At 63.7% G+C, this 24486-nt stretch carries 24 protein-coding genes; 12 read left to right on the top strand and 12 right to left on the bottom strand.

The window, feature by feature from the left end; translation table 11 throughout:
* Positions 1 to 4 precede the first annotated feature (4 nt).
* A complete protein-coding gene (locus VKR55_RS14135) occupies positions 5 to 724 on the bottom strand; it encodes a hypothetical protein (RefSeq protein WP_324404376.1) in 720 nt (239 codons plus the stop codon).
* A gap of 191 nt (positions 725 to 915) precedes the next feature.
* Here VKR55_RS14135 and VKR55_RS14130 point away from each other — a divergent pair, with 191 nt between their 5' ends.
* From VKR55_RS14130 to VKR55_RS14105, 6 genes are all read left to right on the top strand, one after another.
* A complete protein-coding gene (locus VKR55_RS14130; RefSeq protein ID WP_324404374.1) occupies positions 916 to 1671 on the top strand; it encodes a 16S rRNA (uracil(1498)-N(3))-methyltransferase in 756 nt (251 codons plus the stop codon).
* Between the two features lie 125 nt (positions 1672 to 1796).
* On the top strand, positions 1797 to 2948 hold the full coding sequence (locus VKR55_RS14125) for an ATP phosphoribosyltransferase regulatory subunit (RefSeq protein ID WP_324404372.1): 1152 nt from the start codon (positions 1797 to 1799) through the stop codon (positions 2946 to 2948).
* The gene (gene hisG / locus VKR55_RS14120; RefSeq protein ID WP_324404370.1) at positions 2945 to 3922 is read left to right on the top strand and encodes an ATP phosphoribosyltransferase; all 978 of its coding nucleotides are present in this window, start codon (positions 2945 to 2947) and stop codon (positions 3920 to 3922) included. Before VKR55_RS14125 ends, hisG begins: the two co-directional genes overlap by 4 nt.
* Positions 3923 to 4007: 85 nt before the next feature.
* Positions 4008 to 5060, top strand: a complete 1053-nt coding sequence (locus VKR55_RS14115) for a glycosyltransferase family 2 protein (RefSeq protein ID WP_324404368.1) — start codon at positions 4008 to 4010, stop codon at positions 5058 to 5060.
* A complete protein-coding gene (locus tag VKR55_RS14110; RefSeq protein ID WP_324404366.1) occupies positions 5057 to 5905 on the top strand; it encodes a ChbG/HpnK family deacetylase in 849 nt (282 codons plus the stop codon). The genes VKR55_RS14115 and VKR55_RS14110 overlap by 4 nt, the downstream gene beginning before the upstream one ends.
* A gap of 124 nt (positions 5906 to 6029) precedes the next feature.
* Positions 6030 to 6866, top strand: a complete 837-nt coding sequence (locus tag VKR55_RS14105) for a DUF2076 domain-containing protein (RefSeq protein WP_324404363.1) — start codon at positions 6030 to 6032, stop codon at positions 6864 to 6866.
* Between the two features lie 72 nt (positions 6867 to 6938).
* On the opposite strand, the gene VKR55_RS14100 is transcribed toward VKR55_RS14105, so the two are convergent.
* Positions 6939 to 7748: a L,D-transpeptidase gene (locus VKR55_RS14100; protein WP_324404361.1), complete on the bottom strand. Its 810-nt coding sequence runs from the start codon at positions 7746 to 7748 to the stop codon at positions 6939 to 6941.
* Between the two features lie 302 nt (positions 7749 to 8050).
* Here VKR55_RS14100 and VKR55_RS14095 point away from each other — a divergent pair, with 302 nt between their 5' ends.
* Positions 8051 to 8806 carry a protein phosphatase CheZ gene (locus VKR55_RS14095; protein WP_324404358.1) on the top strand — a complete coding sequence of 252 codons (756 nt, stop codon included), beginning with the start codon at positions 8051 to 8053 and terminating at the stop codon, positions 8804 to 8806.
* Positions 8807 to 8880: 74 nt separating this feature from the next.
* Here the strand turns inward: VKR55_RS14095 and VKR55_RS14090 are convergent, their stop codons facing one another.
* On the bottom strand, positions 8881 to 9414 hold the full coding sequence (locus VKR55_RS14090; protein ID WP_324404356.1) for a hypothetical protein: 534 nt from the start codon (positions 9412 to 9414) through the stop codon (positions 8881 to 8883).
* Positions 9415 to 9740: 326 nt separating this feature from the next.
* Here VKR55_RS14090 and VKR55_RS14085 point away from each other — a divergent pair, with 326 nt between their 5' ends.
* From VKR55_RS14085 to VKR55_RS14075, 3 genes are all read left to right on the top strand, one after another.
* Entirely contained in the window at positions 9741 to 10037 is a 297-nt protein-coding gene (locus tag VKR55_RS14085; RefSeq protein ID WP_324404355.1) for a co-chaperone GroES, read from the top strand.
* Positions 10038 to 10208: 171 nt separating this feature from the next.
* Positions 10209 to 11852 (top strand): chaperonin GroEL, encoded by a 1644-nt coding sequence (gene groL / locus VKR55_RS14080; RefSeq protein ID WP_324404354.1) that lies wholly within the window; start codon positions 10209 to 10211, stop codon positions 11850 to 11852.
* A gap of 119 nt (positions 11853 to 11971) precedes the next feature.
* A complete protein-coding gene (locus VKR55_RS14075; protein ID WP_324404352.1) occupies positions 11972 to 13168 on the top strand; it encodes a hypothetical protein in 1197 nt (398 codons plus the stop codon).
* Between the two features lie 54 nt (positions 13169 to 13222).
* Here VKR55_RS14075 and VKR55_RS14070 read toward each other — a convergent pair whose 3' ends face one another.
* Both VKR55_RS14070 and VKR55_RS14065 read right to left on the bottom strand, forming a co-directional pair.
* Complete coding sequence (locus tag VKR55_RS14070; RefSeq protein WP_324404350.1) at positions 13223 to 13618, bottom strand: META domain-containing protein; 396 nt, start codon at positions 13616 to 13618, stop codon at positions 13223 to 13225.
* Between the two features lie 169 nt (positions 13619 to 13787).
* A complete protein-coding gene (locus VKR55_RS14065) occupies positions 13788 to 15392 on the bottom strand; it encodes an L-lactate permease (RefSeq protein WP_324404348.1) in 1605 nt (534 codons plus the stop codon).
* A gap of 355 nt (positions 15393 to 15747) precedes the next feature.
* Here VKR55_RS14065 and VKR55_RS14060 point away from each other — a divergent pair, with 355 nt between their 5' ends.
* Complete coding sequence (locus tag VKR55_RS14060; protein WP_324404346.1) at positions 15748 to 17493, top strand: ABC transporter ATP-binding protein/permease; 1746 nt, start codon at positions 15748 to 15750, stop codon at positions 17491 to 17493.
* 104 nt (positions 17494 to 17597) lie between these two features.
* Here VKR55_RS14060 and VKR55_RS14055 read toward each other — a convergent pair whose 3' ends face one another.
* The 5 genes from VKR55_RS14055 to VKR55_RS14035 all read right to left on the bottom strand — a co-directional run bounded on the left by VKR55_RS14055 (position 17598) and on the right by VKR55_RS14035 (position 21976).
* Positions 17598 to 18596, bottom strand: coding sequence for a TorF family putative porin (locus VKR55_RS14055; RefSeq protein ID WP_324404344.1), 999 nt, complete (start codon positions 18594 to 18596; stop codon positions 17598 to 17600).
* Complete coding sequence (locus VKR55_RS14050) at positions 18490 to 18849, bottom strand: hypothetical protein (RefSeq protein ID WP_324404498.1); 360 nt, start codon at positions 18847 to 18849, stop codon at positions 18490 to 18492. Before VKR55_RS14050 ends, VKR55_RS14055 begins: the two co-directional genes overlap by 107 nt.
* 146 nt (positions 18850 to 18995) lie before the next feature.
* The gene (locus VKR55_RS14045; RefSeq protein ID WP_324404342.1) at positions 18996 to 19346 is read right to left on the bottom strand and encodes a hypothetical protein; all 351 of its coding nucleotides are present in this window, start codon (positions 19344 to 19346) and stop codon (positions 18996 to 18998) included.
* Between the two features lie 78 nt (positions 19347 to 19424).
* Entirely contained in the window at positions 19425 to 20741 is a 1317-nt protein-coding gene (gene glcF / locus VKR55_RS14040) for a glycolate oxidase subunit GlcF (protein WP_324404340.1), read from the bottom strand.
* Positions 20738 to 21976: an FAD-binding protein gene (locus VKR55_RS14035; RefSeq protein ID WP_324404338.1), complete on the bottom strand. Its 1239-nt coding sequence runs from the start codon at positions 21974 to 21976 to the stop codon at positions 20738 to 20740. The genes glcF and VKR55_RS14035 overlap by 4 nt, the downstream gene beginning before the upstream one ends.
* Before the next feature lie 237 nt (positions 21977 to 22213).
* Between VKR55_RS14035 and VKR55_RS14030 the strand changes: the two genes are divergently transcribed.
* Positions 22214 to 22552, top strand: a complete 339-nt coding sequence (locus VKR55_RS14030; RefSeq protein ID WP_324404336.1) for a putative quinol monooxygenase — start codon at positions 22214 to 22216, stop codon at positions 22550 to 22552.
* Positions 22553 to 22749: 197 nt separating this feature from the next.
* Here the strand turns inward: VKR55_RS14030 and VKR55_RS14025 are convergent, their stop codons facing one another.
* Together VKR55_RS14025 and VKR55_RS14020 are read right to left on the bottom strand one after the other, a co-directional pair.
* Complete coding sequence (locus VKR55_RS14025) at positions 22750 to 23538, bottom strand: hypothetical protein (RefSeq protein WP_324404334.1); 789 nt, start codon at positions 23536 to 23538, stop codon at positions 22750 to 22752.
* 389 nt (positions 23539 to 23927) lie between these two features.
* The gene (locus VKR55_RS14020; protein ID WP_324404332.1) at positions 23928 to 24485 is read right to left on the bottom strand and encodes an SLATT domain-containing protein; all 558 of its coding nucleotides are present in this window, start codon (positions 24483 to 24485) and stop codon (positions 23928 to 23930) included.
* Position 24486 lies beyond the last annotated feature (1 nt).

The following is a 24486-nucleotide window of genomic DNA, read 5'->3' as shown; positions in this document are numbered from 1 at the left end:
CGACCTACCTCTGCAGGACGTTGCCGTTCAGCGTATCGAAGGTGCTGCCGCCCTTGCGCGTGGTGGTGGCTTCGGGCGCTGCCGTGGCCGAGCCGAGCACTTCACTCAAAGTCGGGCCAGCGGCTCCGCGCGTCTTCATCTGCTCCGCCATCCCGCAGACCCGCTGCTCCAGGCCTTCGGTGTTCTTGTGGCCGGCCTTCAACTGATCGGCTACCTGCCCGGGGATGCCGCACTTCGCGGAGTTGCTCTCGACATACTTGATCATCTTCACTTCGGCCGCGCCGTAGTTCCTGATCAGCTTGCAGGCCTCATCGGGCGGCGCACGCCTCTCGCTGGCGGCCTTGATCAGCTTGCCCCTCTTCTCGGCTTCGTTGCGAAGCGGAATGAAAGCGTTCATGCAGGCCTGCGAAGGGCCGCCGCCGGCCTGACTCGGAGGCGCCGGCGCGAACGAACCCGGGTTGCCCGCGATCGGCGCAGCGCCGCCGGAGGGGAACGGCGCCATCGGCGCCCCGATGGACGCGGCCGGCGCCCGGCCATTGACGGGTGGAAAGGCTGGATCGCTGGCGGGCGCCCCGCCATGAACCGGCGGAAAGGCTGGATCGTTGGCAGGCGGCTGATTCATTTGGTTCGGCAGCGGCGCGGGGAAGGCGCCCTGCGCCAGCGCAGGTCCAGCCCCTGCTGCAAACACCGCCAGCGTCAGCGGCACAATCAAGCGGTTGATCATCAAGGCTGTTTCTCCGGCAAGGTCCGTTCGGCCTGCGGGTGTCATGCACCGGCTTATTTACGATTCCTGCCGGTGCTTAACAACCCGCCGAATTTGGCAACAGCGCGGCGTGCGGTCGCAGATTGGGCCAGTATTTGCCCGGGATTCTAAACCTTTGGGTTAAAATGCGGCCCGGAATCGAAAGGTTACGGATGCCGGATCTGGATTTTCGTAGTCCTCGCCTGTTTGTCGATGCACCGCTTGGCGAGGGCCAGACGGTCGCGCTGGAGCGCGATCAGAGCAATTACCTCGGCAACGTGCTGCGCCTTAAGGCCGGCGACAGCATTCTGGTGTTCAACGGCCGCGATGGCGAATGGCGCGCCGCGATTGCGGGACGGAAGCGGCCGGACAGCCTGACGATCGAGAGATGCACCCGCCCGCAGGATCGCCTGCCCGATCTCGCCTATGTCTTCGCGCCGCTGAAGCACGCGCGGCTCGACTACATGGTGCAGAAGGCCGTCGAGATGGGTGCGTCCTCACTGCAGCCGGTGCTGACCCGCTTCACGCAGGTCTCAAGGGTCAATGGCGAGCGGATGCGCGCCAATGTCATCGAGGCTGCCGAGCAGTGCGGCATTCTGAGTCTTGCTTTGGTCGCCGATCCCGTGCCGCTGGAGCGCTTTCTTGACGGGCGTGACCCACAGCGCCTCCTGGTGTTCTGCGATGAGGCCGCAGACGTCGCCGATCCCCTGGAGGCCCTGCGGACGCGGACTGCGCACCCGCAAGGCGTCGACGTCCTGATCGGCCCCGAAGGCGGCTTTGCGGAGGAGGAACGCGCGCTGCTGCTCCGGCAGAAGCAGACACTGAAGCTGGCGCTCGGCCCCCGCATCCTGCGCGCAGATACTGCTGGCGTCGCGGCGTTGGCCCTGGTTCAGGCCGCGCTCGGCGATTGGCGCGGGCCAGGTCGTTAAAAACCGTTAAGACAGAAGGCGTTAAGGGATTTGCCCGATCCCTGTCGAAACCCATTTGCAGGCGTGCTAAGGGCAGCGCGAAATCGCCACCGGAACCCATGTTCCGGTCGCTTGTGGAACCCGAAATGACCGCGACATCAGCCAATTCCTTGACTGGAACCGCCGCCTGGGCGGACGCGCTGCTATTGTCGTTTGCGCAGGCTGGCTACGAGCGCTCCGAGCCTTCGATCCTGCAGCCGGCCGAGCCGTTCCTCGACCTCTCCGGCGAAGACATCCGCAAGAGCCTCTACCTCACGACCGATCCGAGCGGCGAGGAACTGTGCCTGCGCCCCGACCTGACCATTCCCGTCGCGCGCGACTATCTCGCCTCCCCGCGCGCCGGCCAGCCTGCGGGCTTTTCCTATCTCGGCCCGGTGTTCCGCTATCGCTGGGGCAAGTCGAGCCAGTTCCTTCAAGCCGGGATCGAATCGTTCGGCCGGCAGGACCGCTCCGCGGCGGATGCCGAGATGCTGGCGCTCGCGCTGGAAGCGACCACCGCCTTCGGCGTGCACGATGTGGAAATCCGTACCGGCGACGTCGCGCTGTTCAATGCGCTGATCGATGCGCTGCAGTTGTTTCCGGTGTGGCGGCGGCGGCTCATCAAGGATTTCAACCGCAAGATCGATCTCGCCCAGGACATCGAGCAGCTCACGCTGAAGACCGCGCCAGGCGGCAACGAATATGAGGGCGTGCTCGCCGCGCTTGCGGGCAGCGACCGCAAGGCTGCGCTCGCGCTCGTCACCGACCTGATGTCGATCGCCGGCGCGACCAATGTCGGCGGCCGCACGGTCGCCGAGATCGCCGACCGCTTTCTCGAGCAGTCGACGCTGAAGGCCGGCGCGCTGCCGCGCGACGCGACCTCCATCATCAAGCGTTTTCTTGCGATTGCGGGCGACCCGGACGAAGCCGTGGCGCAGCTACGTGCGCTCGCAACCGAAGCGAAGCTCGATATTGCGGCCGCGATCGACCAGCTCGAGAGCAGGGTCGGCTTCATGGCCGCGCGCGGCATCGATGTGCGCAAGGTCCGCTTCTCCACCGCCTTCGGGCGCGGGCTCGAGTACTACACCGGCTTCGAATTCGAGCTGCACCGGAGCGGCAACGGCGCCGAGCCGCTGGTCGCCGGCGGCCGCTACGACACGCTGATGACGCAGCTCGGCTCCCCGACACCGATCCCCGCGGTCGGATTTTCCGTTTGGGTCGAAGCGCTCACGCAACTCGGCCGCGGGAGCAAAGCATGACGACGCCCTTCGTTCTCGCGGTGCCCTCCAAGGGGCGCCTGCAGGAAAACGCCGAGGCCTTCTTCACGCATGCCGGGCTTACGCTCGCCAAGCCGCGCGGCGCGCGCGACTATCGCGGCACCATGATGGGCTACGACAACATCGAGATCGCCTATCTCTCGGCAAGCGAGATCGCAGCCCAGCTTGCGAGCGGCGCGGTGCATCTCGGCGTCACCGGCGAGGACCTGGTGCGCGAGACCATCGCCAACGCCGACAAACGCGTGCTGTTGATCGACCAGCTTGGCTTTGGCCACGCCAATGTCGTGGTCGCTGTGCCGCAGGCCTGGATCGACGTCCGCACCATGGCCGATCTCGACGACGTCACCACCGGCTTCCGCGAGCAGCATAACCGGCGGATGCGAGTCGCGACCAAATACATCAATCTGACGCGGAACTTCTTCGCCGCCCACGACGTGGTCGACTACCGCATTGTCGAGAGCGCCGGCGCGACCGAAGGCGCGCCGGCGACCGGCACCGCAGAGATGATCGTCGATATCACCACGACGGGTGCGACGCTCGCCGCCAACGGGCTGAAGGTGCTGGACGACGGCGTGATCCTGAAGAGCCAGGCCAATCTCGTGGCGTCACGCGACGCCGACTGGTCGACCGAAGCGCGCGAGACCGCGCGCATCATCCTCGACCACATCGCCGCCCGCGCGCGCGCCAACAAGTACCGCGAGGTCCGCACCCGCTTTGCCGGTTGCGATGCAGCGTTGCTCGCCGAAGCGCACAAGCGCTTCGGCGTGGTGTCGCCGTTCGGCGGCCCTACCTCGTCGGGCATGGTCACGCTGCACTGCCCACCGTCGCAGCTCTACGCGCTCGGCAGCTTCCTGCGCGAGAGGGGCGCGGAGACGGTGTCGGTAGCGTCACTGGACTACGTGCTTGACCGCGAGAATCCGCTTTTCGCCAAGCTCGAAGCGTTCCTGCGGCAATAATGACAATTGGCTAACCGGCCGGCCGTGGCGACAAGGGATGGCGATTGCCATATTCTCCAATCGGGGGGAGTTGGAAAACTGATCCATGATGCTCGGTAGCGATGTTTCGGGCCTGACGACTACGCCGGCCAATGCCGCGGCGCAGGGCCTGTCGATCGTCGTCCCCGTCTACAACGAGGCGGCGGGACTGAACGAGCTGCATGAGCGCCTCAGCACGCTGGCGAGGCGCTTGCGGCAGCACTTCCGTCTCAGCTCGGAGGTCGTTTATGTCGACGACGGCTCGACCGACCGCACGCTTGAAATCGCGCGAGGCTTGAAGGCGGACGTGCTCGACGTCCAGGTGGTGTCGCTGTCGCGCAATTTCGGCAAGGAGGCCGCGCTGATAGCGGGCCTCGACCACGCGAGACGCGGCGCCGTGATGTTCATGGACGGCGACGGCCAGCATCCGCCGGAATTCGTCGAGCAGCTCGTCAGTCACTGGATCGAGGGCGGCTACGACGTGGTCTATACCGCGAAAGCCAATCGCGACAATGAATCGATCCTGCGCCGGCTCTCCGTGCACGGCTTCTACGCCCTGATCAACTGGGGCGCGCGCCAGAAGATCCCGGAAGACGCCGGCGACTTCCGCCTGCTGTCGCCGCGCGCGGCGGCGGCGCTGCGGCAGCTCCCCGAGCGCAACCGCTTCTTCAAGGGGCTCGCGAGCTGGATCGGATTTCGACAGATTCGCGTCGACTATGAGCCGGCGCCGCGCGAGCATGGCGTCAGCACTTTCAACTTCGTGCGGCTGCTCGGCCTTTCCATCGAAGGCCTGACCTCGTTCTCGGTCGCCCCCTTGCGTTTTGCGAGCCTGCTCGGCGTGCTGCTCGCCTCCGCCGCGTTCCTGTTTGGGCTGTCGATTTTGTGGGAGGTGTTCACCACCGGCAAGCAGGTGCCCGGCTATCCCTCGCTCGTGGTGGGCCTGATGACGATCGGCGGCGTGCAGCTCATCATGATCGGCATCGTCGGGGAATATATCGGCAAGATCCTGTCCGAGCTGAAGGCGCGCCCGATCTACTTCGTGGCCGAGCACTCCGCCAAGCAGTGCGAGGGCGAGGCAGAGGCTGCGCATCAGGCGAACGAGAGGACCGCGGCCGAATGAATGATGCCGTTTCGCCGAGGCGCATCTGGCTTTGCGCCGACGATTACGGCATCAGTGAGGGCGTCAACCGCGCCATTCGCGAGCTGATCGAGCGCGGCCGGCTGAACGCGACCTCGGTGATGATGGTGACGCCCGCAATCGGCCGCGACGAGGCCGTGCGTTTGCAGGAGGTTGTCGCGAAGGCGGAACGCTGCGCGATCGGCCTACATGTGACGCTGACCGCGCCGTTCCGGCCGCTCACCATGCATTTCCGCCCGCTCAAGGACGAATTGTTCCTGCCGTTCCCGAGCCTTCTTGCCGCGGGGATGTTGCGCCGGATCGATCCCGAGATCATCCGCGCCGAAGTCGAGATGCAGCTCAATGCGTTCCGCGATCTGTTCGGCCGTTCGCCCGATTTCGTCGACGGCCATCAGCACGTGCAGCTCTATCCGGTCGTTCGCGATGGCGTTCTCGCGGCCGTGAAGGAAAAGGCGCCGAATGCCTGGGTACGCCAGGCCAAGCGCAATCAGCCGCTCAGGCACCGGCTCGGCAGGCCGAAGGCGCTGTTCCTCGACCACCTCTCGACGCAGTTCAAGCGCCGCGCGGCGCGCGCGGGCCTCGCTCACAACCCGGCGTTTGCCGGCGCCTATGACTATTCGCGCCCGCCCGATTTCGGCGCGCTGATGGGCGAGTTTCTCGCGGGACTGCCGGAAGGCGGCGTCGTGATGTGCCATCCGGGCTTTGTCGACGACGTGCTCGAAAGCCTCGACCCCCTTACCAAAGTTCGAGAGGTCGAGCACGCTTATCTGGCGAGCGAGCATTTTGCCCGCCTGCTCACGGTGAACAACATTACATTGGGCCATTGACGCGTCACGCAAGCCGCGGGGCGTTTGGTCGCATACCAAAATTTAATTTTGCGGGAACGCTACCTGCGACATAAACGGCGACTACATTTTCCTCGCGAATCCAGGCGACGCGAGGAGAGACGCCATGACACCGCAAGAACGCCAATTGGTTGACGAGCTTTTCGACCGGCTCGCCAAGGTGGAGAGCGCATCACGCGATCCGGATGCGATTTCCGCCATCCAGGATGGTTTGCGCAAGGCGCCCAATGCGATCTATGCCATGGTGCAGACGGTGCTGGTGCAGGATGAGGCGTTGAAACGCGCGAACGCACGCATCCAGGAATTGGAACAGGCGCACGCACCTCAACAAGCTCAATCCGGCGGCTTCCTCGATTCCATGCGCGAGACGATCTTCGGCAAGGACCAGCGTAGCTCGGTGCCGAATGTTCCGCCGCCACCTCCAAACCGCCCGGTTTGGAACTCGGGCCAGGTGCTGCAGCAATCCCAGGGCGGCGGCCGTTATGATCAGGGACCGTACGGCCAGGGCCAGGGATATGGCCAAGGAGGATATGGCCCGGCTGGATATGGACAAGGCGGCTTTGGCTCGGCCTTCGGCGGCGGCGGCTCGTTCCTTGGCACCGCGGCGGCGGCGGCAGCCGGCATGGTTGGAGGCTCGCTGCTCCTCAACGGCATCCGCTCGATGATGGGCGGCCCGCACCAGGCCTTTGGCGATACCACCATCATCAATGAGGGCGGCGGCAACCCGCGGAGCGATCAATCGGGCGGCACGCTTGCGCACGACGCCGGCGTTGATGATATCGGCCGCTCCGACAATGCTTCGGGTAGCGGGCTGTTCGATCAGGCCGCGATCGATCGCCAGCAGGACGCCGATCAAGACCAGGACGACGATCAGGACGCCATGGATCTTGATTCCGACGATTTCGGCAACGACGACGGCGGCGACGACAGCAACTACGCGTGAACTAAGCGTCATCCAGAAAACAGAAACGGCCGCTCCTCGAGCGGCCGCTCTTTTAATCGCGAATGGCGATGATCAGAGCACGACGACCTTGGTGCCGACGTTGACGCGGCCATAGAGATCGATCACGTCCTGGTTGCGCATGCGGATGCAGCCGGAGGAGACGTTGGTGCCGATGGTCCAGGGCTCATTCGAGCCGTGGATGCGGTAGAGCGAGGAGCCGAGATACATCGCGCGCGCGCCGAGCGGATTGTCCAGACCACCCGCCATGTGCCGCGGCAGGTCGGGGCGGCGCGCCAGCATGTCGGCGGGGGGAGTCCAGTCAGGCCATTCCTTCTTGGCCGAGATCGTCTTGACCCCCGACCAGGTGAAGCCGGGACGGCCAACGCCGATGCCGTAGCGCAGCGCGCGGCCGCCGCTCTCGACGAGATACAGGAACTTGTTCGGCGTATCGATCACGATGGTGCCGGCCGCTTCCTTGCCGTGATACTCGACCTCCCGCTTCTCGTATTTCGGATCGAACGGACGCTGCGTCGGATCGGCCGCCTGCTCCTGCTGCATCATCGGCTGCGGCTGTCCGAGCGGCATCGGGCCCTGTGGCACGTAGTAGGACGGCTGCTGCTGATAGATCGGTTGCTGCTGATAGGCCGGCTCCTGCTGCTCGTAGCGTTCGCTGCGCGGGCCTTCGCCGAACAGGAACTGGATGAAGCCGCCGCCCATATTGGAGCGATCGGCATAGGCCGAGCGCACCGAGGTCACCTGCGGATCGTTGGCGTAGATCACGGTGGGTTCCTGGGCCGCTCCGTCGAATGCCGCGGCCCGATCGCTACCGATGCTGAGGAAAGAGGCGCCGGCAAGCAGCGCAAGGGTGAGGTGTTTGGACATCGACGTACTCTGTACTGGTTTCGTCTGGTGCGAAGCGCCAGGGAGCGCGCTTCGCACGTGGTGAATAAACGACGAAAACCTGATCGGTTTGGTAAACGAAGCCGCCGTTTTGATTCACCACGTCCGGCGGCGCGCGCGGATTTCTCCGATAGCGTTTATTTTCGATAAATGCGCGAAGCCTATGGTTAACCGCGAGTATGCGGCTCGCTGCCGTCATGCATCGTTGGCAGTTCCTCGCGTGAACCCCGTGTTAAATCGCATACGTATAAAAGGTGAAGGAGTTGGAGTGCAGGAATCGTCTCATGCCCGTTCATCGCAAGCGTTTTCGTATTGAAGAAACCATCAGCGGCGACATCCAGATGCCGGAAGACGCTGACGCCGGCCCCATGCATCGCGAGATCATGGCCGAGTTGCGCGCGATCCGGTCTCAGATGGCGATGGCCGGCAAGGGCGCCGCGACGGTGGAGGAAATTTCGGTCGGGCGCGAAGCCGCGGATGCGCTGCTCGAAACCTATCGCGCCCAGATCGAGCAATGCGAGAAGCTCAAGGTCGAGCTCGACCTGATCCACGACGCGATCAACCGCACCAAGCGCGAGATCGCCGTCCTGCACGGCAAGAGCTTTGACGGCAACGAGATGGCCAAGGTCAATGGCGAGCTTGGCGCCGTCGTCGGCGGCACCGAACACGCAACCCAGCAGATCCTCGAAGCGGCCGAGGCGATCGACCAGGCCGCGAGCGCGCTCGCCAAGGTCAACTCGCCCGAGCAGCAGAAAATTCTGAGCGAGGAAATCCAGGAGCGCGTGATCTCGATCTTCGAGGCCTGCAACTTCCAGGACCTGACCGGCCAGCGCATCACCAAGGTGATGGCGACGATGCGATTCATCGAGCAGCACATCAATGCGATGATGGAAATCTGGGGTGGCGTCGACGCCATCCGCGCGCACGCGCCGCCGATCATCGACACCCGCGAGGGCGATGCCAGGCTGCTCAACGGGCCGAAGCTCGAGGGTGACGTCGGCCACGCCTCGCAGGACGACATCGACGCGCTGTTCGACTGAGACATTTTCGGGAGGATCAAACGAAAACGCCGGCCACTAGCCGGCGTTTTTTCTTTGGCTCCTCGCAATGACGGCTATCTCCGGGCAGTCGTGCCTGTGGGCCCGCAGCGGACATAGACCATGTTGCCATAGCGGGTGGCGGCATCCGGATCGGTGAAGCGGGTGATCAGCACGCGTCCGTCGAAAGAGATGATCTCGCGATCATCCTGGCCGCCGGGCGGCCCGGCCGGGCCGATGTAGTTCTTGCCGCTGCGGCTGCCCTTGATCCTCAGTTCCTGCGGTGTGGCCTGGTCGGCGAGGTGCATGACCACGCCGCCGGTCTGGCCGGCGCCGATCACGTAAGGCTGCTTGCATTGGGCCGCGGCCTGTTTCTCCGTGCGGGCGCGGTCGGCCGGGTTCTGGTACGAGGCAAGCCCCCATTTGCCCACCAGTTCCTCGCTGCGGATGGTGGCGGGCACGTCAGGCTCGACCCCCGGCGTCGGTTCGGCCGTGGGCTGCGACGACGAGAAGGTCGGAAGGCTCATGCTGCCGCACGCCCCCAGCAAAATCGCCACCGCCGAGGCGATCGACAGATTGGCAATCGCTCGCGCGTAGCCGAAACTGAACATGGCATTCCCCCGAACAAGGTCGTGCGGCCGCACCCACCGGCAGCCAAGCGTAAAACAACAGTCGGAGCAACAACTAAGCCTGTGGCCCGCACCGGTTTTGCCACTGAGCATCCTATAGCAGTCTCAATAAGGCCTTAACCACCTTTGCTTGACAGGAACTTCGCCAGGCCATATTTCCGGGCCCACAATTAGCACTCCGAGGACGGGATTGCCAAAGGCGCGGGCCGTTTTGCCGCCATGACGGCGTCGAACGAGGCCGCGTCCGGTGTCGGTCCGCCCTCGCCTGCCGAGTGATCTGTGAAAGCGAGTTTTCAAGAGGGAACGTCATGGCCAAATCCAAATTTCGTCCGCTTCATGACCGCGTCGTGGTCAAGCGTATCGACGCCGAAGAGAAGACCAAGGGCGGCATCATCATTCCGGACACGGCAAAGGAAAAGCCGTCCCAGGGTGAGGTGACGGCGGTCGGCCCCGGCGGGCGCGACGAAAGCGGCAAGCTGATCCCGATCGACCTCAAGGTCGGCGACAGGGTGCTGTTCGGCAAATGGTCGGGCACCGAGGTCAAGCTCGACGGCGAGGAACTCCTGATCATGAAGGAGTCCGACATCATGGGCGTGCTGGTCTGAGCTTGAAAACCCAGGACCACCCCGCACTCCGTCGTCATGCCCGGGCTTGACCCGGGCATCCATCACCCTTCGAAGAGTCTTGCCAACACGATGGATTGCCGGGTCAAGCCCGGCAATGACGAGCGTAGGAAGCGGCGATAGCATTCCAGATATTACAGGAGATAGAGCACGATGGCTGCCAAGGACGTGAAATTTGCCGGAGACGCGCGCGAGCGGATGCTGCGCGGCGTCGATGTTCTCGCCAATGCGGTGAAGGTGACGCTCGGCCCGAAGGGCCGCAACGTCGTCATCGAGAAGAGCTTTGGCGCGCCCCGCATCACCAAGGACGGCGTCACCGTCGCCAAGGAGATCGAGCTCGACGACAAGTTCGAGAACATGGGTGCGCAGATGCTGCGCGAGGTCGCCTCCAAGACCAACGACACCGCCGGTGACGGCACCACCACCGCGACCGTGCTGGCGCAGGCGATCGTGCGCGAGGGCGGCAAGTCGGTCGCCGCCGGCATGAACCCGATGGATTTGAAGCGCGGTATCGACATTGCGGTCCACGCAGTCGTCAAAGACCTGGAAAAGCGTGCCAAGCCTGTCGCATCCTCCTCCGAGGTCGCCCAGGTCGGCACCATCTCTGCCAACGGCGATGCTGCGATCGGCAAGATGATTGCGCAGGCGATGCAGAAGGTCGGCAATGAGGGCGTGATCACCGTCGAGGAGAACAAGTCGCTCGAGACCGAGGTCGATATCGTCGAAGGCATGAAGTTCGACCGCGGCTATCTCTCGCCGTATTTCATCACCAACGCCGAGAAGATGACCGCCGAGCTCGAAGACGTCTACGTGCTGCTGCACGAGAAAAAGCTTTCCGGCCTGCAGGCCATGCTGCCGGTGCTGGAAGCCGTGGTGCAGTCCGGCCGTCCGCTTCTCATCATCGCCGAGGACGTCGAGGGCGAGGCGCTGGCGACACTCGTCGTGAACCGCCTGCGCGGCGGCTTGAAGGTCGCGGCGGTCAAGGCGCCGGGCTTCGGCGACCGCCGCAAGGCGATGCTGGAAGACATCGCGATCCTGACCGGTGGTCAGCTCATCTCCGACGAACTCGGAATGAAGCTCGAAAGCGTCACCATCAACATGCTCGGCCGCGCCCGCAAGGTCGTGATCGACAAGGAGAACACCACCGTCGTGGGCGGCGCCGGCAAGAAAAAGGACATCGAGGCCCGCGTCACCCAGATCAAGTCGCAGATCGAGGAGACCACCTCCGACTACGACCGCGAGAAGCTGCAGGAGCGGCTCGCCAAGCTCGCGGGCGGCGTTGCGGTGATCCGCGTCGGCGGCGCAACCGAGATCGAGGTCAAGGAGAAGAAGGACCGCGTCGAGGACGCGCTGAACGCCACCCGCGCCGCCGTGCAGGAAGGCATCGTGCCGGGCGGCGGCGTGGCGCTGCTCCGCGCCAAGAAGGCGGTCGGCCGCATCCATAACGAGAACTCGGACGTTCAGGCCGGCATCAACATCGTCTTGAAGGCGCTCGAAGCCCCGGTGCGACAGATCGCGGAAAATGCCGGCGTCGAGGGTTCGCTCGTGGTCGGACGCATCTTGGAGGACAAGTCCGAGACCTTCGGCTTCGATGCGCAGACCGAGGACTACGTCGACATGGTCGCCAAGGGCATCATCGACCCCGCCAAAGTGGTGCGCGCGGCGCTGCAGGACGCCTCTTCGGTGGCCGGCCTCCTGGTCACCACCGAAGCCATGGTCGCCGAGCTGCCGAAGGAGCCGGCGCCGCCGATGCCCGGCGGCGGCGGCATGGGTGGAATGGGCGGCATGGGTTTCTAGAACCTGCTGTTCCCGTAACTTCAGCGAAGAAGGCCGCCTCCGGGCGGCCTTCTTTTTGGCGGATGACATGTGACTTTGCTACTAGAGGCGAGGTCGATTCCAGCCCTCGAGGAACTTGCATGCGCGCGCTTTTGTTGCTGGCGGCGGGCCTTCTTGCCGCCGCGCCGGATTTGGCTTCCGCCGAATTCAAGCTGATGACCAAGCCCGATCCGAACGCCGTCGAGGTACGATACTTCACCGCGATCGACGGGCTGATGGAGGGTAATGCCGACGTGATCCTGAAGGAGACGCGACGCGGCAAGACGGTGAGCGCCGCAACGCTCGATCTCTGCTACCCCGCCGACAACAACTCCAACCGCAAGGACCGCTTCGTCGTCAACCTCGCGGTCAACGGCCAGACCATGACCGGTTCGACGCAGAGCCTGATCGGCAAGGAGCCGGTCACCGTCAAGCTGACGCGCAAGCCGAACGGCGACACGGTCGACTTCCGCGGTCAGATCACGATCGGCGAGACCACCACCGAGGTGCTGTCGTCGGAGAACTCCGACATCAGCGACAAGGAATTCCAGGACAGCCAGACCGTCGATGACGGGATCATTGCGAATCCCAAGGATTTCACACAAGTCTCGCCGGAATCCATCGGCGTGCGCATCAAGCTCGACGCAGCGGCGGATTTCCTCAAGAGCCTGAAGGGCCAGGACGTCGAGGTCTCGCTCAACAGCCTCGAGGTCACCTGCGATGCGCTGCGCTCGGGCCAGCAGAGCCTCAATCTGTCAGTCGATCCGGACCGCGCTGCCGACCTGATCGCCAAGGCGAAGTCCGCCCCGGGCGTGCTCGCCGCCGGCTGGACCACGGGCCTCGTCGAGATGGACCGCGCGATCCGCTTTCCTGCCGCATCGTGGCGAGCCGGCGACAAGATCGATCGCGACAAGCTCATGGCCACGATTTCCGACGTGCTGGCGAAAACGCTCGGCGCCAAGCCCGTCAGCTCGAGCTGGAGCACGACCACCGGCAGGCTGAAGCTGATCTTCAAGCGGCCGAGCCCGGTCTATCCCGCGCTCGAGCTCACGGACACGATCGAGGTCGACGGCATGGTCTCGCCGGACAAGCCCGGCGGATCGGATCAGCTCATGCTGTGGATATCCACACCCGTCACCACCACGAGCGACGAAGGAAATGGCCCCAAGCTTGCGATTGCCGACGATACCGGTGGCGACGAGGAAGGCGACGACAGCGACGGCACTGGCTCGGTCGAGGCGCTGATCAAGGCGCTCAACGGCCAGCGCTGGGACGCCGACAAATCAGTGTGGAAGTAGCGGCCCATCGAACCTCTCCCCGCAAGCGGGGCGAGGTGATCGAGTTCGTCGCTATCAGTTCGTGTTGAGCCGGAACTTGAGCGTCCTGATACCGATGAAGCTGACATCATCGCCCTGCCGTTTCCAGGTGGTCGCTTCCGTCAGTGCCGCAAGCAGATCATCGTCGGCCTGGGCCTTGGCGGCTGGACACGAACGATCTTCCATCTGACCCGCGACAAAGATCACGGTGTTGCCGGCGACCGAGAACTGGCCCTTGCCGCCCTTGCACCACAGTTCGAGCACCACCTCGCCATTGTCGCCGATATCGAGGTCCGGCACCCGCTTCGATCCCGGCTGCGGCAGGGCATCCAGCGTCATTTCCATGCCGAAGGGAAAGCTGCTGTCCGCCCTCGCTGCACCTGCGGCAACAACGGACGCCAAAAGGATCAGCGCAAAATGAACTGAACGCATCAAGACCTCTCGAAATGATGGGAGCTGCTATTCCGGCGCTGTTCTATTCGACGAATGCGCCGTTGAACAGGTTCGCCAAGACAAAAAACAAGGCAAAAAGCCAGACAAAAAATCCAGACGAAAAATCCCCGCGATCCGTCGATCGCGGGGATTGTTTGCTACCGGCGCATCAGATCTTGGCGATGCCGGGGAAGAACAGATAGCAGGCGACGCTGATCACGATCAGATAGCAGAGTATCACCAGGCACCACAGGAAATTGTGCCGGATGACCTCGCCTTCGTTGCGCACGAAGCGCGTGGTCGAAACGCCGACGCTCGCCGTTTGCGGCGCGATCGGCTTTCCGATCTCCGCGCCGACCGAGTTGATGGTCGGCAGCAACAGGGGCGGGAACCCGAGGAGCTGTCCGACCAGCGCCTGGAACTTGCCGAACATCGCGTTGGTGGAGGTGTTGCTGCCCGATAGCGCGACCCCGATGAACCCGAGGATCGGAGCAACGACGATGAAGGCCGTACCGATCGACGAGAAGGCTTTGGCGAGCGAAGCGGCCATCCCGGAATAGTTGTAGACATAGGCGAGGCCGAAGATGAATACGCCGACGAGCAGGGCGCCCCACATCTGCGTCCAGGTCCTGCTCCAGATGTCCGCAAGCTGCTGGCCGTTCACGCGCAAGAGCAGCGCGACGATGATCCACGATGCAAGGATGGCCGAGCCGCCGACGAACGGCGTCCAGTTGAAGATCGCCGCGATCGTCGCGCCCTCGGTGATCGAGGATGCTGCTGAGACCTGCATGTGCAGGAGGACGATGCCGGGCAGCTTGGACCACGGCCCGGTCCAGGCCACCACGACGATGACCAGGATCGCGATCGGCAGCCATGCCTGAACGATGTCGTTTCCGGAAAGCCCGTGAGCCTCCGCTGCAGCAGCGTTCGTCAAAGGTGCGCCGCCGTAACCTCGCACCTGTGCGGGCTGCCAGACCTTGAGCAGGATCAGGAGGCAGATGAAGCAGACGATCGCGCCTGCGACGTCAGGCAGATAGGGACCAAGATAGGTGCCGACCGGCAACTGGCCGGCGATATAGGCGAGCGAGCCGACCACGGCGAGCGGCCACGCCTCCAACATGCCTTTCTTGCCCGAGACGAGATAGAGCAGGATCCACGGCGGCGCCAGCGCCAGGATCGCGACGATCTTGCTGATCGAGCCCGACAGCGCCAGCAATGGATAACCGGTGACGGCCGCGAGCGCGATGATCGGTGCGCCGAGCGCGCCATAGGACACCGGTGCGTTGTTGGCAATGGCTGCAACGCGGATGGCGTCGAGATCGGGGATGCCAAGCGCGATCAGGATCGGCGCAACGAAGGCCCATGGATAACCGAAGCCGACGAGGCCCTCCAGCAGCGCGCCGAACGCCCACGCAAACAGGATGGTCTGGACGCGCACATCCTGCGTGCCCTGCGCGATCAGCCAGCGCCGCAGCTTGTCGAACGTGCCGGTGACGACCAGCGTATTGAACAGCATCACGCCCCAGAACGTGATCCAGTCGACGTTCCACACGCCGGTCGCGGAGCCGTAGAGATAGGCGCGGAGGCCATCGTCAAACGGCATATGCCAAACCCAGAGCCCCAGCGCGAGTGTGATCAGTGAGCCGACCAGCGTCGCAACCCACGCCGACCAGCGCAGCGCCGCGAGCATGAAAAGCAGAGTCACGACCGGTATCAGCGCGATGAGGCAGGTGATGAACAGATTGCCGGTCGGATCGAGAATTTGTTTGAACATGGCAGCGTCCCCCGTCTGAAGGCTCGCGCGCGCCCACGCGCGGCCGCTTTCGTTTCCTCTACTCGTTATCCCTGATCCCCCGTGGTCGAATGGAATCAGGCATGCCAAGCGCGGTGACAGGGGTGCCTTGTCGTTTGCGAAATGAGCCTAACAATTTGGCAATGTTCGCCAAATCCGCTCAAAACCTCGCGAAATAGGCGGTCGCCTGCACCTCTTCGCAGTTAGGCCCATGCTAGGGTCTATTCGAATGCTGCGACAAGGCGACCGGCACCATGATGCTTACAACCTTAGTCTAATGTCGCTCGATTCCCTTATTAATTCAGGCCCTTGGCCTCGCTCGAGGAGATGCTGAGCTGTGAACAACATTCGCGCAACGTTCGCGATCGTCTGGCGCATCGCGACGCCCTACTTCCGCTCCGAGGACAAATGGGCCGGGGGCGGCCTGCTCGCCGCGGTGATCGCCATCGAGCTTGCGCTGGTCGGCAATGACGTGATGATCAACCAGTGGCGCAACCGTTTCTACAACGACCTGCAGGAAAAGAATTGGAACGGCTTCGTCCACGAGACCATCATCTTCATCGTGCTGGCGACGATTGGCGTCGCGCTCGGGGTTTACCAGATCTACCTCAACCAGTGGCTCCAGATCCGCTGGCGCAACTGGATGACCACTCACTATCTCGGCGAATGGCTGCGCGACGCCAACCATTACCGCATGCAGCTTCAGGGAGATGCCGCCGACAATCCGGATCAGCGCGTGTCCGACGACCTCAAGCTGTTCGTCGACCGGACACTGACGATCGTTGTCGGGCTGTTGAGCTCCATCGTATCGTTCCTTTCCTTTGTCGTCATTCTATGGGGCCTGTCGGAAACCGCCCCCCTGCTGCTGTTCAACGGCGAGTTCAACATCCCCGGCTATCTGGTCTGGGCCGCGCTCATCTACGCAATTTTCGGAACGGCACTGACGCAGTGGATCGGCTCACCGCTGGTGCATCTCGATTTCCAGCAGCAGCGGCTGGAGGCCGACTTCCGCTTCAACCTGGTGCGCGTTCGCGAGAACGGCGAACAGATCGCGCTTCTCGACGGCGAGCGCACCGAGCGCGAGCGGCTGCTCGAGCGCTTTGGCCGCGTGATCGGCAATTGGTACGCCATCATGAGCCGGACCAAGCGGCTCACCGCATTCACCCAGAGTTATGCCCAGGCAGCCGTGATCTTCCCGCTCATCCTGGTCGCGCCGGCCTATTTCGCGAGCAAGATCCTGCTCGGTACGATGATCCAGGCCGCCGAAGCGTTCGGCAAGGTGCATGAAGCCCTGTCCTTCTTCGTTGCGGTCTATCGCACCATGGCGGAATGGCGCGCCGTGGTTGCGCGTCTTGACGGTTTCGAAATGTCGATCCAAAGCGCGCAGCATCTGAAATCGTCCGATCATTCGATCCGCGTTGCGAAAGGCAACAACGGCGAGATCGATCTGGAGAAGCTTCTGGTGCGGCTGCCCAACGGCACGCCGCAGGTTGCAGTCAACGGCTTCACGATCCGCCCGCGCGAACGCGTGTTGGTGACAGGCCCGACCGGCGCCGGCAAATCGACGCTGTTCCGCGCCATTGCCGGCATCTGGCCGTTCGGCAGCGGATCGATCGCGATCCCGCCGAATGCATCGCTGATGATGCTGCCGCAGCGGCCCTATCTGCCGATCGGGACGCTGCACGCCGCGGTCACCTATCCGGACGAGGCGCAGTCGGTCAGCCCGGAGCGGATGCGGGAGGTGTTGAAGGAGGTCGGCTTGCCGCAGCTTGGCCCGCGCCTCGACGAGGAGGAGCACTGGAACCGGATGTTGTCGCTCGGAGAGCAGCAGCGCCTCGGCATCGCGCGCGCGCTGCTGCACGCCCCGCAATTCCTGTTCCTGGACGAGGCCACCGCTTCCCTCGACGAGCCTTCAGAGGCCGCGCTCTATCGCCTGCTCGCGCAAAAGCTGCCCGAGGCCACCATCGTCTCGATCGGGCATCGCTCGACGCTGGAGGCGTTCCACCAGCGCAAGACGACGCTCACGCGCGCCGGCGATCATTTTGTCGTGCCGAACCCCAGCGAAGAGAGCGTGGTGCTCTAACCGGGAAGCGGCCAGATCATCACGCCTTCGCTCGCACGCCCAAAAAGACAAGGGCGGCAGATCGCTCTGCCGCCCTTCTCTATCTGCAGCCTTGAGGCCGGAGCTTACTTGAGGTTGGTCATCGCCGTCAGATCGAACGACAGCCTGGCGATGCCCGCCGCGCCGCACCAGTTCGACCCTGCGCCGCCGGGATTGATCGGCGTCACGTTGGTCGTGCCGGTCGCATTGAAGGCGCTGGTGAAGGCGTTGCAGTCGCCCTTGTTCAGGTCGGTGTCCGAGTAGCGCAGGTCGAGCGTGAAGACCTTGTAGGTGAAGCCGATGCCGATATTCCAGGTATCGTAGCTCTTGTAGGGGATGCCGGCGGCGAAGATCGTTCCTGGAATGCCATAGAACGCGTCGGACGTGCCGAGCCATTGCCGGCCGAATTCGCCGGACACATACATGCCAAGCCCGCTCGAGCCCATCATCGCGCTCGGCGCCGTCCACTTGCCGGTGATCGAGGCGTAGTCACCCCAGGCGCCGGAGTTCAGGAAGTTCGGCGAATAGTATTCGTTGAGGCCCATCGCCCACTGGTCGTTGAAGGTGTAGTTCAGCTTGCCGTAGGCCTCGAAGAAGCTGACGTTGCGCTTCATCACGTTGCCGTCGGCGAGGAAGATCGTGGTGGTGCTGACCGGGCACACGTTGCCGCCGGGAATGCCGCCGGTCAGCACGTTGTCGGCGCATTGGCCGCCGGGATACAGATAACCCCAGAGACCGAAGTCGAAGGCGGCCGGGCCGAAGGTCGGACGGATACCGCCATAGACGTCGACTTCAGCCGCCGCGCGATTGGCGAAGGAGATGCTCTCGGTCGAGGTGCCGACGTAAAGTTGCAGGTCCTTGTTGACGTTGTAGCGCGGCTCGAAATACGCCGTGACCGACGGCTGATGGTTGGACTGGGTCACACCGCGAAAGATGTAATCGTTCATCACGGCGCCACCAAAGGCGATGTCCCAGGGATCAAAGGGCGCCGGCGGCGGTGCTTTTGCTTTCACCGGCAAATCTGCCGCCAGAGCCGAACCGGAAATCATTGCCAGCGCCGTTGCTAACAAGACCACTTTCTTCATTTGGATCCCCATCGCTTTCCAAGAGCCAGCCCGATTCCGGGACGCCCCCCGGGGCAAGCGATCTCGCTGCAGGCTCTTTTTTCTTAACCTTCAGCAATCTGGAACGCGGTTCCGGGATAATGAAGCAAAAAACGCGGGCATCTGCCGCCTTTTTGGGCGTTCTTGCGATTCTACGAAAGGTTGTCAGCGTGTGTTGCATTCCAACAACAAATTCGTCCATGCCCGGCGGCAGCGGCGATTCAACGGACGGCATTGGATGACGCGCACCGCCGCCATGGCGAATCGGTTTTCCACTCTCCGCGTCCCATCACGCGGCCAAGCAAAAGGCCGCGGAGCGGAAGCGCCGCGGCCTCAATGTCCGCTTGGGGGTAACCTGTCCCGCCTGACCGAGCCGAGCCTTCAGTCGTTGTGCTCGTCGTCGGAAGAGGGGTGGTGCCCGTAGGACGGCGCTGCCGGACTGGACGAGCTCGGCATCGCCCAGCTCGCAGGCTCGGGAGCCGGCTCCGGAGCCGGTGCGGGCTCAGGCGCAGGCTTCGGAGCCGCTGCCTTCCTCGGCGCGCTCTTCTTCGGGGCCGCCTTCTTCGCGGCTTTCTTGGCAGACTTCTTCGCAGCCTTCTTCGCCGCTTTCTTTGGCGCGGCTTTCTTCGCCTTCTTCGCCGACTTCTTCGAGGCCTTCTTCGCCGACTTTTTCGCCGTCATCAGCTTTTTCTTCTTGGCCTTCTTGCCCTTGCTCTTTTTCGCTTTAGCCATCGTGATCCTCCTGTTGCCGCCGATCAGTGTCATCAGGCGTTTCAAGTCCTCCGACGCCTCTCGCGCGGAGCCATTCGATCAGTTCGATCCTGGCCGCGGACCGCCCGTCGCCCAATCGAGAAGCTCAATCGTGTGCACGACGGGAACCGATGTGCCGCCGGCAATCTGCATCATGCATCCGATGTTGCCCGCGGCAATCATGTCCGGCTTGACACTTGCGAGGTTGGCCACCTTGCGATCGCGCAACTTCGTCGCAATGTCAGGCTGGAGAAGGTTGTAGGTCCCAGCCGAACCGCAACACAAATGACTCTCGGGCACATCTTTCACCACGAATCCGTTCTTGGAAAGCAATTCTTTCGGAAGGCTTGTGATTTTCTGTCCATGCTGCAGCGAGCAGGCCGAGTGATAGGCGACGACGAGATCGCCTCGCTGACCCTCTTGAGGCTTGAGTTCGAGGGTCGCGAGATACTCGGTGATGTCTTTCGCGAGCGCCGACACCTTTGCGGCGGGGCCGGCAAAATCGCGGTCTTCCCGCAAGAGATAGCCGTAGTCCTTGATGACCGTGCCGCAGCCGGACGTCGTCACCAGGATGGCGTCGAGGCCGTCCGTAGAGGCCTCGGCCATCCATGCCGCGATGTTGGCGCGCGCGCGGGAGAGCGCGTCGCCGTCGAGGCCCATGTGATGGGTCAATGCACCGCAGCATTGCTCATCCTTGACGAGAACGACCTCGATGCCATGGCGCGTCAGGACGTTGATGGCGGCCTGGTTGATTCGGGGCGCCAGCACCTGCTGCGCGCATCCCTGCAACAACGCAACGCGAGCGCGCCGCTTGCCAAGCGCCGCAAACACGCTTCCGCCAGCCGGCTCATGTTGCGGCAGCCGTCCAGGCGCCATCTCCAGCATCGCCTTGATGCGTCGCAGCAGACCCGGCGTAGCAGCGGCTTCGGGGGTTGGCAGCAGGCCTGTCAACGGCCGCGCCAGGCGCGCCAGCCACAGGCTCAAGCGGAACAGCTTCGGGCTCGGCAGCACCTTTGCAAGCAGGAAACGCAAGAGCCGCTCGGTCAGGGGACGGCGGTAGTCGCGCTCGATGCGAACCCGGGCCTGGTCGACGAGATGCATGTAGTTCACCCCGGACGGACAGGTGGTCATGCAGGCGAGGCAGGACAGGCAGCGGTCGATATGCTTGACCACGGCCTCTGTCGGCGGCACGTCCTTCTCCAGCATCTCCTTGATCAGGTAGATCCGTCCGCGCGGGCTATCGAGCTCGTCGCCGAGCAGCACATAGGTTGGACAGGTCGCGGTACAGAAGCCGCAATGCACGCAGGCGCGCAGGATCTTGTCGGCTTCCTTGATATCGGGATCGGCAAGCTGAGCCAGCGAAAATTCGGTCTTCATGCGGCAGCTCCCCGGATCATGCGGCCGCGGTTGAGCACGTTCTTCGGATCAAAACTCTGGCGTACCCGCTCGGAGAGCGCAGTCAGCCCGTCCGGTTGCGGCTGGAACACGTCGACGGTCCGCCGCACCTCCTCCGACGCACGGCAAAGCGTGGCATGGCCGCCCGCGGCAGCAGCGCGCTGACGCACCAGCGCGGCCTGCGCGTCCGCGTTCGGCGGCAGCGCGGCCCAGATCAATCCGCCGCCCCAGTCATAGATCACGTCGCCCCCGGACTCGCGTGCCAGCCGCTGTCCCAGCGCGCCGCCCGCGGCGGGCGGGCAGACGATCCGCCACACCACCCAGGCGCCGAGCGGCCCCTCCGCCCCGAACGGCTCGACGTCGCGGATCGCACGCCAGGCCTCGGCGGAGACGGCATCGTCCAGCATCTCCACCTTCCCGAACGGCTCCAGCGCCTTGGCCAACGACGCGGCGCGATGGGTGACCGAGGCTAAAATCCCCTCAAGCCGGATCAGCGTGACCGCCTCGCGCGGAGAGCCGAGCCTGTCGAGCCCCGCCACCCCGGCCCGGAGCGCGGAACTCGGCACATGGGCGGCGGCGGAGACGTCGAAGGGCGAGCCGAGCGCAGCCGTCATGGCGCGGTTGGCGGCGAGATCGTCGAGGGAGCGCAGCACCAGCGTGCGCTCGCTCTCGGGCCTCGGCATCACCTTGAGCGTCACCTCGGTCATGACCGCGAGCGTGCCCCAGGAGCCTGCGAGCAGCTTGCAAAGATCATAGCCGGTGACGTTCTTCACCACCTTGCCGCCGGTCTTGAAGCTGTCGCCGAAGCCCGACACGGCATGCGCCCCGAGCAGATGATCGCGCACGCCTCCGGCCTTGACCCGGCGCGAGCCCGCCAGGGAGGCGGCGATCATGCCGCCGACGGTGCCGAGCGCGCGCGTGCCGAGGAGGGCTGCGGTATTCATCGGCTCGAAGGCGAATTGCTGGCCCTTGGAATCGATCAGGGACGCAACGTCGGCCAGCGGCGCACCGGCCTCAACCGTAATGATCAACTCGTTCGGCTCGTAGCCGATCACGGCATTGAGCGCCGACAAATCGAGCACCGCATTGGTCGCCATCGGCTGGCCGATTCCACGCTTGGAGCCATGGCCGATGATCTCGAGCGGCTGCTCGCTCGCAATCGCCGCCCGTACCACCGCCTCGACGTCCTTGGCGTCACGTATCTTCAGGATATCCACTTAGCGTCCGCGTCTGTTGAACCCTTTCGGCGATGCGGGCCGCATCGCCGTCCTCCCACCTCCTTCTAGAGCATGATGCAAAAAAGTGGAGGGCTGTTTTTCGAAAAATCCGCCGTTCACACGCTTCGATCCGGATCGAAGCGTATATCGCATACTTCGTCTGCCATCGAACGATCGGCGCTGATCGCGGGCTTATCTAGCGCGCGGGGCGCACACCCAAGCGAAGGAGACATCATCATGGGCCGATATGCAGTGGAACGGAAGACCGTCAACGAGGCGGTCGAGAACGGCGGACTTCTCATCGTCGCGCAATGGGAAGCGAAAGAGGGCGAGGCGGACAAGGTCGCCGCCATCCTCGACCGCTTCCTGCCGGAGGCGCAGCGCGAGGACGGCGCCAAGCTGTTCCTGATCTCGCGGGCCAAGGAGAACCCGGCGCAGTTCCTGTTCTACGAGCTGTTCCGCGACGAAGCCGCATTCAAGGCGCATCAGGAGAGCGCGCATTTCAAGACCTATATCGCGGGCCAGGCGCTGCCGCTTCTGGCAAAACGCGAACGCGCGCAATACGCGCTCCTGTAGCGCGGCATCGGAGGTCACCTCTGCCCACCGGGGAGAGGTGGCCAGAATTCGCGCCAGGCCGGTTCAACAGAACTCACCCTGCTCCAGGCGATCGCGCGCAGCGGCGACTTCCTCACGATCAGCGCAGGGGCGGCGAAGCCTGCGATCGCCGCCAGCGCCGCATGAGGCCTTCAGCGCTGGGCCGAACTCGCTTTTCCCTACTGCTGTTTTGGCTGCAACTGGATCGGCTGCGGACGCGCTCTCGCTTGCAACGGCTGCGCCGGCGGGGGCTTGCGTGTGGCGCTCGCGACCGGCCGAGGCGGAGGTGTCGGTGTTTTCGCCCGCGCAGGAGGCTTGGCGACAAGGTTTGCGATCTGATCCTGGCTCGCTTTCAACTGCTCAATGGCCGCTGCATTGTCGGCGGCCATGCGCTCCTGGTTCGCCTTGAGCTCTTCGATCCCCTGCTGCACGGTTGCAATATCGCGCGACATGGCCTGCAGCATTTGCGTCAGCTCGGGCAACGTGGGGGCGGGCGGTGACGCGGCATCTTGCGCCGCCCCTGCCGAGGGCGTTGGCGGCACGGGTGTTGCCTCAGCCGCCGCCAACTGAACCGCAGGCTGAGTCGTTGCCTGAACAGCGGGCGGGCTGGTTCCCGAATTCGTCGGTGTTGCCGACCACTGCGGCGAAGTCGAAACGAGATTCGGCGCCCATTGGGCGATTGCCGACCTCGCCGGCTCGCCATAGGAGGACTGCCAGGCGAACGCAGCGGTACCGATGCAGCCTGCCAGGACGAAACCGACGAGGCCACGCAGCGCCGGCCTGCCACGGGACGGCCGCGGGCCTAGGACCGCCGCAGGTCGGCGCACGGCATCATTTTGCATTTTCGAAAGCCTTTCGGTCACCCGCGCGAGTTCGTCGTCCGCGCGCGCGATCTGTTCATAGGCGTGAGCGAGCCGTTCATCCGCGCGTGCGGACAGGACAGCGTCGGGGTTGATCGTGGAATTCATGGGCGGTTCCTTTCCCTCCGAATGGTCCCCGAAGGAAGGCGGTCGGACTCCACTCTATCGCAAACCACATCACTCAATGCAGTTTTGACGAAAGCATGACTTTACGATGGAGGGTATGGGGCTGCGGGGACCGCCTTGGCCGGTTCCCTCAATCGGGGCTTTCAACGGACATTAGGCCTCGACCGGTGGGCGTCCAAGCCCCGTCGGCTGGCAGTCGACATCGTACCAGTTGCCGAACGGGCTATGGTGTCGCAGGCGAGCATCAAGAGCCCGAGCAGGACCATCGGCCAGCGAACGTTGTCGACAAAGCGAAGCCGCGGCGCGCGCAGGGCGCCGTTTTCCACCTTTGTTCTTATCGAGATCGAAATATCCGTCACAAGGATTTAAAACTACGCCGAGTGGACATCACCTGCCCCGGCACGTAGCTGTGCCAGTTCCTTGTTTCGGATGACTTTATCCCTCACTTTCTGATGAGCCCGCTTGTACGCCCATTCTGGCAGGATCGGATGGTCTGCGTCTATTTCCTGTTTTTCCAACATGAAGACTTGCAGTTCGGAGGCGAGATTGACCCCATCTTCGTTGCATCGATTGTTGATGAAATACCTAAGCTTCTCCCGAAGCGCGTGGTACTTGTTAGAGGTCTGTTGAAATGCATTGGCTTTTTCCGCCGGCGCCAGGAAAGTAAGCGTTGATGCGAGTACTGCAGAAGCTAAAGCGAAAAATGAGACAAGGAGTTTGCTGTCTGCCCAACTGAGCAGCGCAATCCTTTCGCTGCCGCTTCCTGCCAGAAAACCCGCCACGGCGGCGGTGATTGCCGAGGCAAGACCAAGACCCAAATTATACTTATACCAACGCGTTGACACGAGAGCGTCCCGTATCGCGGCTCGCTCACAGTCCTCCTCGATCTTCCAGGCCTGTTCCGCAACACTGAGGAAGGGTACCGCCATG

This window comes from Bradyrhizobium sp., from assembly GCF_035309285.1.
Classification (GTDB): domain Bacteria; phylum Pseudomonadota; class Alphaproteobacteria; order Rhizobiales; family Xanthobacteraceae; genus Bradyrhizobium.
Note: the sequence above shows the minus strand (reverse complement) of the source record. Positions and strands in the feature narration are given on the sequence as shown.

Excerpts from the sequence above, each read along its gene's own strand:
- VKR55_RS14135 (WP_324404376.1), bottom strand. The coding sequence starts at position 724 with ATGATCAACCGCTTGATTGTGCCGCTGACGCTGGCGGTGTTTGCAGCA.
- VKR55_RS14130 (WP_324404374.1), top strand. The coding sequence starts at position 916 with ATGCCGGATCTGGATTTTCGTAGTCCTCGCCTGTTTGTCGATGCACCG.
- VKR55_RS14125 (WP_324404372.1), top strand. The coding sequence starts at position 1,797 with ATGACCGCGACATCAGCCAATTCCTTGACTGGAACCGCCGCCTGGGCG.
- hisG (WP_324404370.1), top strand. The coding sequence starts at position 2,945 with ATGACGACGCCCTTCGTTCTCGCGGTGCCCTCCAAGGGGCGCCTGCAG.
- VKR55_RS14115 (WP_324404368.1), top strand. The coding sequence starts at position 4,008 with ATGATGCTCGGTAGCGATGTTTCGGGCCTGACGACTACGCCGGCCAAT.
- VKR55_RS14110 (WP_324404366.1), top strand. The coding sequence starts at position 5,057 with ATGAATGATGCCGTTTCGCCGAGGCGCATCTGGCTTTGCGCCGACGAT.
- VKR55_RS14105 (WP_324404363.1), top strand. The coding sequence starts at position 6,030 with ATGACACCGCAAGAACGCCAATTGGTTGACGAGCTTTTCGACCGGCTC.
- VKR55_RS14100 (WP_324404361.1), bottom strand. The coding sequence starts at position 7,748 with ATGTCCAAACACCTCACCCTTGCGCTGCTTGCCGGCGCCTCTTTCCTC.
- VKR55_RS14095 (WP_324404358.1), top strand. The coding sequence starts at position 8,051 with ATGCCCGTTCATCGCAAGCGTTTTCGTATTGAAGAAACCATCAGCGGC.
- VKR55_RS14090 (WP_324404356.1), bottom strand. The coding sequence starts at position 9,414 with ATGTTCAGTTTCGGCTACGCGCGAGCGATTGCCAATCTGTCGATCGCC.
- VKR55_RS14085 (WP_324404355.1), top strand. The coding sequence starts at position 9,741 with ATGGCCAAATCCAAATTTCGTCCGCTTCATGACCGCGTCGTGGTCAAG.
- groL (WP_324404354.1), top strand. The coding sequence starts at position 10,209 with ATGGCTGCCAAGGACGTGAAATTTGCCGGAGACGCGCGCGAGCGGATG.
- VKR55_RS14075 (WP_324404352.1), top strand. The coding sequence starts at position 11,972 with ATGCGCGCGCTTTTGTTGCTGGCGGCGGGCCTTCTTGCCGCCGCGCCG.
- VKR55_RS14070 (WP_324404350.1), bottom strand. The coding sequence starts at position 13,618 with ATGCGTTCAGTTCATTTTGCGCTGATCCTTTTGGCGTCCGTTGTTGCC.
- VKR55_RS14065 (WP_324404348.1), bottom strand. The coding sequence starts at position 15,392 with ATGTTCAAACAAATTCTCGATCCGACCGGCAATCTGTTCATCACCTGC.
- VKR55_RS14055 (WP_324404344.1), bottom strand. The coding sequence starts at position 18,596 with ATGAAGAAAGTGGTCTTGTTAGCAACGGCGCTGGCAATGATTTCCGGT.
- VKR55_RS14050 (WP_324404498.1), bottom strand. The coding sequence starts at position 18,849 with ATGCCGTCCGTTGAATCGCCGCTGCCGCCGGGCATGGACGAATTTGTT.
- VKR55_RS14045 (WP_324404342.1), bottom strand. The coding sequence starts at position 19,346 with ATGGCTAAAGCGAAAAAGAGCAAGGGCAAGAAGGCCAAGAAGAAAAAG.
- glcF (WP_324404340.1), bottom strand. The coding sequence starts at position 20,741 with ATGAAGACCGAATTTTCGCTGGCTCAGCTTGCCGATCCCGATATCAAG.
- VKR55_RS14030 (WP_324404336.1), top strand. The coding sequence starts at position 22,214 with ATGGGCCGATATGCAGTGGAACGGAAGACCGTCAACGAGGCGGTCGAG.
- VKR55_RS14025 (WP_324404334.1), bottom strand. The coding sequence starts at position 23,538 with ATGAATTCCACGATCAACCCCGACGCTGTCCTGTCCGCACGCGCGGAT.
- VKR55_RS14020 (WP_324404332.1), bottom strand. The coding sequence starts at position 24,485 with ATGGCGGTACCCTTCCTCAGTGTTGCGGAACAGGCCTGGAAGATCGAG.